Source organism: Actinomadura formosensis NBRC 14204 (genome assembly GCF_001552155.1).
Taxonomy (GTDB): Bacteria; Actinomycetota; Actinomycetes; order Streptosporangiales; family Streptosporangiaceae; genus Spirillospora; species Spirillospora formosensis.
In genome coordinates this window covers 1-5,681 of sequence record NZ_BCQQ01000219.1, presented here as the reverse complement: position 1 = coordinate 5,681, position 5,681 = coordinate 1, and the positions used below count along the sequence as shown (strand labels likewise).

The 5,681-nt window shown below is 69.8% G+C and carries 4 protein-coding genes; 3 read left to right on the top strand and 1 reads right to left on the bottom strand.

Annotated elements, in window-relative coordinates; genetic code table 11:
* The first annotated feature begins 160 nt into the window (after positions 1-160).
* A complete protein-coding gene (locus AF1_RS31590) occupies positions 161-1,738 on the top strand; it encodes an acyl-CoA synthetase (RefSeq protein ID WP_255218854.1) in 1,578 nt (525 codons plus the stop codon).
* A gap of 38 nt (positions 1,739-1,776) precedes the next feature.
* On the opposite strand, the gene AF1_RS31585 is transcribed toward AF1_RS31590, so the two are convergent.
* Positions 1,777-2,880 carry a PucR family transcriptional regulator gene (locus AF1_RS31585; RefSeq protein ID WP_067807795.1) on the bottom strand — a complete coding sequence of 368 codons (1,104 nt, stop codon included), beginning with the start codon at positions 2,878-2,880 and terminating at the stop codon, positions 1,777-1,779.
* A 119-nt stretch (positions 2,881-2,999) separates the two neighbouring features.
* Here AF1_RS31585 and AF1_RS31580 point away from each other — a divergent pair, with 119 nt between their 5' ends.
* Entirely contained in the window at positions 3,000-3,908 is a 909-nt protein-coding gene (locus tag AF1_RS31580; RefSeq protein WP_067807792.1) for a proline dehydrogenase family protein, read from the top strand.
* Positions 3,909-3,923: 15 nt separating this feature from the next.
* Entirely contained in the window at positions 3,924-5,555 is a 1,632-nt protein-coding gene (pruA, locus tag AF1_RS31575) for an L-glutamate gamma-semialdehyde dehydrogenase (RefSeq protein ID WP_067807789.1), read from the top strand.
* Positions 5,556-5,681 lie beyond the last annotated feature (126 nt).

Here is a 5,681-nt window from a genome sequence, read left to right as displayed (position 1 = left end):
CCCGCCCCTGGGGCTCCGCCCCTAGACCCCCGACGCTGGGGCTGGGGTGGGGGGGTGTCCCTTGATCCCCCTTTTCGGGGGTGGTGGGGGGCTTGTCGTGTGTGCTTATGATCCGGCATTCACCGGTCTTACCTGGGGTTTTGTGGGGAAGGTGGCGGTTGTGGCTGAGTCGGTGGCTCGGGCTCGTCAGCACTCTGTGGGGGATCTGCTGCATCGGACGGCGCGGCGGTATCCGGACAGGGTCGCCGTGGTCGACGGGGACCTGCGGGTCACGTACGCGGAGTTCGACGTCGCGGTCAACCGGGCCGCGCACGCGCTGGCGGCACGGGGACTCGGCAAGGGGGACCGGATCGCGCTGCTCAGCCATAACTGCTGGCAGTACGCGGTGCTGGCGTTCGCCACGGCCAAGCTCGGGGTGGTGCTCGTCCCGGTCAACTTCATGCTGAACGCCGACGAGATCGCCTACATCGTCGGGCATTCGGGGGCGTCCGGGATCATCGCGGAGGACGCGCTCGCGGCCACGGCCGAGAAGGCGCTCGCCACGGCCGGGGTCCGGGACGGTGTGCGCGGGTGGATCGGGCTCTCGGGCGCCGCGCCCGCCGAAGGGTGGGAGGACGTCGACCCCTGGTGGCGGGAAGGGCCCTCCTCGGCGCCTGACGTCCTCGTCGGGGACGACGACCCGCTGCGGCTCATGTACACGTCCGGCACCGAATCGCGGCCCAAGGGCGTCATGCTGACGAGCCGCTCGCTGATCAGCCAGTACGTGAGCTGCGTGATCGACGGGGAGATGAGCGCGGACGACGTCGAGGTCCACTCGCTGCCGATGTACCACTGCGCGCAGCTCGACTGCTTCTTCTCCGTCGACGTCTACCTGGGGGCGACCAGCATCATCCTGCCGGTGCCCGACCCGGCCGCGCTGCTGGAGACGATCGAACGGGAGAAGGTCACCAAGCTGTTCTGCCCGCCGACCGTCTGGATCTCCCTGCTGCACCACCCCGACTTCGACGAACGCGACCTGTCGAGCCTGCGGAAGGGGTACTACGGCGCCTCGCCGATGCCCGCGGAGGTCCTGCGGGAGCTGATGCGGCGGCTACCCGATGTGCGGTTGTGGAACTTCTACGGGCAGACCGAGATGGCGCCGCTCGCGACCATCCTGCGGCCCCACGAGCAACTGGAACGTGCCGGCGGCGCCGGGCGTGCGGCCATCAACGTCGAGACCATGCTCGTCGACGACGACGGGAACCCCGTGGCGGCGGGCGAGATCGGCGAGATCGTCCACCGCAGCCCGCACGCGACCCTGGGGTACTACCGCGACGAGGAGAAGACCGCCGAGGCGTTCCGGGGCGGCTGGTTCCACTCCGGTGACCTCGGGATCATGACCGAGGACGGCTATCTGTCCGTCGTCGACCGCAAGAAGGACATGATCAAGACCGGCGGCGAGAACGTCGCCAGCCGCGAGGTCGAAGAAGCCATCTACGAGCTGGAAGGCGTCACCGAGGTGGCCGTCTTCGGGATCAGCCACCCCCACTGGATCGAGGCCGTCACCGCCGTGGTCGTCCCCAAGGCCGGCGTTGATCTGAGCGTTGCGGACGTGCATGCGCACACTCGTGAACGGCTCGCCGGGTACAAACGCCCGAAGTACGTCGTGCTCGCCGACGCGCTGCCCAAGAACCCCAGCGGCAAGATCCTGAAGCGGGAACTCCGCGAGCACCATGCGGGACTTGCCGAGTCCCCGTGAGCGGTGGCCGTTGTCGCGCCGAATGATCATGCTTCGGGTCAGCCGGTGTCCTGCTTGAGGTGGGGGGCGAGGGCCAGGGCCAGATGGAGGGTCAGGCGGTCCTGGCCGCTGGCCAGGGACAGGGACGTCAGTTCCTCTATGCGGCGCAGGCGGTGATAGAGGGTCTGGCGGTGGATGCTCAGGGTCTTGGCCGTCCGCTGGACGCTGCCTGCCAGGTCCAGGTAGGTGCGGGCCGTGTCGGTGAGATCCGGGTATTCGAGGAGGCGGTCGATCCCCCGGGTCCGGGTGGCCTGGATCAGGGCGTCGTCGCCGGCGGTGCGGAGAAGACGGAGGACGCCCAGGGACGTCCAGTCGCGGGTTTCGCCGGGGGCGGCGGTGCGGGCCGCCACGCGGGCGCGGAGCCAGCCTTCGTGGACGTCCTCCAGGGTCGGGCAAGGGGAGTACACACCTGCCCGGACGGAAACGTGGCGTTCCTCCAGGAGACGGCGGGCCCTGGCGAGGGTCGTCGGGGTGGGGGTCGAGGCGGGGATCACGAGGATGTGGTCGCGTTGCCAGACCGTGGTCAGGACGGAGTGGGGGAGCTGCCAGGGGTTGAGTGGTTCCGGGCTCGGGGTGCGCAGGACGGCCACGGTGAGGGGTGTGTCGGGGGCCACGGCCTCGGCCACGTCGCTTGCCGCCCGGGTCCGGACGTCGGGGTGGGTGGAGAGCAGGCCGGCGACCTTCAGACCCAGGTCATCGCGTTCTCTGGCCTGGCGGGCCATGAGGAGGCCGGCCCGTTCGCAGAGGGGCATCGCGCGGGCCGCCTGAGCGTCCGTTATCCGCTGCTCGTCGTCCAGGAGCCACAGGTAGCCGTAGGTCACGTTGTTCCAGCGGACGGGCAGGCAGAGGCGGCCCAACTGGCCGAGGGACGTGTCGGCCGGGATGCGCACCGGGCCCGTCGCGCGCGCTATGCCGTGGCGTTCGAAGCGGGCGCGGACCGCGTCGGACGCGCGGCGGTGCAGGATCGAGTCCATCCGGACGGGGTCGATGGTGTCGCCGTGGGCCGCGTAGGCGACGAGATGGAAATCGCGGTCCTCCAGGGTGGCGGGGGCGCGGAGGAGATCGGCCGCCTGTTCCACGATCTCCTGGAGGTCCGGGGCCATGCGTCCTGCCTTCGTACATTCGTATGAAGTACCACGGGACTGAAAGTGGCATTTGACTATAGGGGGTACAGCGTGGCGCTTCTAACGTGCGGGGTGTTCCTTGACGTTGGAGGCTCCCTATGCTCAGCCCTGTTCTCCTCGCCGCCTCGCGCAGCGAGCGGATGCGCCATCTCGTCACGTCCGTGCCCCTGACCAGGGGAGTCGTCGACCGGTTCGTCGCCGGGGACGATCTGGAGGCCGCGATCGGGGTGACGCGGGACCTGCAGAACGCGGGGCTCAAGGTCACCCTCGACCACCTGGGCGAGGACACCCTGGAACCCGCGCAGGCCGAGGCGACCCGGGACGCCTATCTGCGGATGTTCGCGGCCTTCGAGGAGTACGGGCTCGCCGGCGGGGCGGACGCCTCGGTGAAGCTGTCGGCGCTGGGGCAGGCCCTGCCGGGAGACCTCGCACTTGACCACGCGCGGGAGATCTGCGACGCCGCCGGGCGGGTCGGCATGACCGTCACGCTCGACATGGAAGACCACACCACCGTTGACTCCACCCTGGAGATCCTCGGCAAGCTGCGGACGGACTTCCCCTGGGTGGGAGTCGCCATCCAGGCGATGTTGCGGCGCACCGAGGGCGACCTGCGTGACCTCGCGGGGGAGGGGTCGCGGGTCCGGCTGGTCAAGGGCGCCTATGCCGAGCCTGAGTCGGCGGCCTACCAGAGCAAGCCCGAGATCGACCGCGCCTACGTGCGGGGCCTCAAGCTGCTGATGAAGGGCGACGGCTACCCGATGATCGGCAGCCACGACCCGCGCATCATCGAGATCGCGCTGACACTGGCCGCGGGACGGTCGCCCGCGTCCTACGAGTTCCAGATGCTCTACGGAATCCGGACCGCCGAGCAGCGGCGGCTCGCCGAAGCCCACCAGATGCGCGTCTACGTCCCCTACGGGGCCGACTGGTACGGCTACTTCATGCGGCGCCTGGCCGAGCGGCCCGCCAACCTCGTCTTCTTTCTCCGTTCCTTCGTTTCCCGCTAGGAGGGTTTCCTTTCCATGGACGCCGTGACCAACGTTCCGCCGCCGACGAACGAGCCGGTGCGCGGGTATGCGCCGGGCAGCCCCGAGCGGGCCCGGCTGGAGGCGAAACTCGCCGAGCTGACCGCCGAGGCGCCGATCGACCTGCCCATGACGATCGGAGGCGAACGGCGCCTCGGCGGCGGCGCCAAGGTCGCCGTCGTGCAGCCGCACCGGCACGCGTCCGTCCTCGGCACCTTCGGGACCGCGACGCAGGACGACGCCCAAGACGCGATCCAGGCCGCGCTGAAGGCCGCGCCCGCCTGGCGGGCGCTGTCGTTCGACGACCGGGCCGCGATCTTCCTGCGCGCCGCCGACCTGCTCGCCGGGCCGTGGCGGGAGACGCTGCTGGCCGCGACGATGCTCGGGCAGTCCAAGACCGCCCAGCAGGCCGAGATCGACACCCCCTGCGAACTGGTCGACTTCTGGCGGTTCAACGTCCACTTCGCGCGGCGGATCCTCGCCGAGCAGCCGATCAGCAGCCCCGGCGTGTGGAACCGGTCCGACCACCGGCCGCTGGAGGGATTCGTCTACGCGATCACCCCGTTCAACTTCACCGCGATCGCCGCGAACCTGCCCACCGCCCCCGCCCTGATGGGCAACGTGGTGGTGTGGAAGCCGTCGCCGACGCAGACCTACTCCGCCGTGCTGCTCATGCGGCTGCTGGAAGAGGCCGGGCTGCCGCCGGGCGTCATCAACCTGGTGACCGGGGACGGGATCGCCGTGTCGGACGTGGCGCTCCAGCACCCCGACCTGGCCGGAATCCACTTCACGGGATCCACCGCGACGTTCCGGCACCTGTGGAAGACGGTCGGGAACAACATCGAGAAGTTCCGGAGCTACCCGCGGCTCGTGGGAGAGACGGGCGGCAAGGACTTCGTCGTCGCGCATCCGTCCGCCGACCCGGCCGTGCTCAAGACCGCGCTCGTGCGGGGCGCGTTCGAATACCAGGGGCAGAAGTGCTCCGCCGCGTCGCGCGCCTACATCCCGCGCTCCATCTGGGACGGGGGATTCAAGGAGGAACTGGTCGCCGAAGTCGACGGGCTCACCATGGGAGACGTCGCCGACCTGTCCAACTTCATCGGCGCCCTCATCGACGAGCGCGCGTTCGCCAAGAACAAGGCCGCGATCGACCGGGCCCACGCAGACCCGGACGTCGAAGTCGTCGCCGGCGGAACCTACGACGACTCGGCCGGATACTTCGTCCGGCCCACCCTGCTCGTGTCCGACGACCCCGAGAACGAAATCTTCCGGACCGAATACTTCGGCCCCATCCTCGGCATCCACGTCTACGAAGACGACCGGTACGAGGAAATGCTCGCGCAGATGGAGTCCGCGGCCGAATACGCGCTGACCGGCGCCGTCATCGCCAACGACCGGGCCGCCGCCGCGCACACCGCCGAAGTCCTCCGGTACGCGGCCGGCAACTTCTACATCAACGACAAGCCCACCGGTGCCGTCGTCGGGCAGCAGCCCTTCGGCGGAGGGCGCGCCTCCGGCACCAACGACAAGGCCGGCTCCGTGCTCAACCTGCTCCGCTGGACGTCGCCGCGCTCCATCAAGGAGACCTTCGTCCCGCCGACCGACTACCGGTACCCGCACATGCAGTAGCCGGCGAAGGCGCGGCACCTCCCCCGGAAGGCGCCGCCGGCCCCCGACGCCCGTGGCCGGGAGAAAGCCCCGGCCACGGGCGAAAGGATTTGCCTAAGCCACCCCCGCCCAATACAGTTAACTCAT

Excerpts from the sequence above, each read along its gene's own strand:
- AF1_RS31580 (WP_067807792.1), top strand. The coding sequence starts at position 3,000 with ATGCTCAGCCCTGTTCTCCTCGCCGCCTCGCGCAGCGAGCGGATGCGC.
- AF1_RS31585 (WP_067807795.1), bottom strand. The coding sequence starts at position 2,880 with ATGGCCCCGGACCTCCAGGAGATCGTGGAACAGGCGGCCGATCTCCTC.
- pruA (WP_067807789.1), top strand. The coding sequence starts at position 3,924 with ATGGACGCCGTGACCAACGTTCCGCCGCCGACGAACGAGCCGGTGCGC.